The sequence below is a fragment of the Rubellimicrobium sp. CFH 75288 genome, assembly GCF_009904055.1.
Taxonomy (GTDB): domain Bacteria; phylum Pseudomonadota; class Alphaproteobacteria; order Rhodobacterales; family Rhodobacteraceae; genus Rubellimicrobium.
This window is the reverse complement of the sequence record NZ_WYDP01000052.1, coordinates 1-1,153: the sequence shown is the minus strand read 5'-3', so window position 1 is coordinate 1,153 and position 1,153 is coordinate 1. Positions and strand designations below refer to the sequence as shown.

The 1,153-nt window shown below is 67.5% G+C and carries 1 protein-coding gene; it reads right to left on the bottom strand.

The features are described from left to right. Positions 1–3: 3 nt before the first annotated feature. Complete coding sequence (locus GT358_RS16325; protein ID WP_166583689.1) at positions 4–1,137, bottom strand: S-(hydroxymethyl)glutathione dehydrogenase/class III alcohol dehydrogenase; 1,134 nt, start codon at positions 1,135–1,137, stop codon at positions 4–6. Between the last annotated feature and the right edge of the window lie 16 nt (positions 1,138–1,153).

The window sequence follows — 1,153 nt, the reverse complement described above, 5'->3', positions numbered from 1 at the left end:
TTTTCAGAACACGACGACGCTTCGGATGCTTTCGCCTTTGTGCATGAGGTCGAAGGCGGTGTTGATGTCCTGGAGGGGGAGGCGGTGAGTGATCATGGGGTCGATCTGGATTTTGCCGTCCATGTACCAGTCGACGATGGTGGGCACGTCGGTGCGGCCGCGGGCGCCGCCGAAGGCGGTGCCTTTCCAGGTGCGTCCGGTGACGAGCTGGAAGGGGCGGGTGCTGATTTCGGCGCCGGCGGGGGCGACGCCGATGATGACGGAGACGCCCCATCCGCGGTGGGCGGCTTCGAGGGCCTGTCGCATGACGGCGACGTTGCCGGTGCAGTCGAAGGTGTAGTCGGCGCCTCCGATGGTATCGCCGCGCCGCTTGGTGAGGTTGACGAGGTAGGGGACCATCTCCTCGCGGGGGATGTCGGAGGCGTTGACGAAGTGGGTCATGCCGAAGCGCCGGCCCCATTCCTCGCGCGCGGGGTTGAGGTCCACGCCGATGATCATGTCGGCGCCCGCGAGCCGCAGGCCCTGGATGACGTTGAGCCCGATGCCGCCCAGCCCGAAGACCACGGCCGTGGAGCCCACCTCCACCCGGGCGGTGTTGAGCACCGCACCGATGCCGGTGGTCACCCCGCAGCCGATATAGCAGATCGTGTCAAAGGGGGCGTCCTCGCGCACCTTGGCCACCGCGATCTCGGGCAGAACGGTGTGGTTGGCAAAAGTCGAACAGCCCATGTAATGCAGCACCGGCGTGCCGTCGGGCAGCGCAAAGCGCGACGTGCCGTCGGGCATCACCCCCCGCCCCTGCGTGGCCCGGATCGCCGTGCACAGATTGGTCTTGCGGCTGAGACAGGACGGACAGGACCGGCATTCGGGCGTGTAAAGCGGAATCACGTGATCGCCAGGCCGGACCGAGGTCACCCCCTCGCCCACCTCCACCACCACACCCGCCCCCTCATGACCCAGAATGGCCGGAAACAACCCCTCCGGATCCGCCCCGGACCGCGTGAACTCGTCCGTATGACACACCCCCGTCGCCCGAACCTCCACCATCACCTCGCCCGCACGAGGCCCGGACACCTCCACCTCCACCACCTCCAACGGCTCCCCAGCCGCAAACGCCACCGCCGCACGCGTCCGCATGAAATAGGATCCTCCC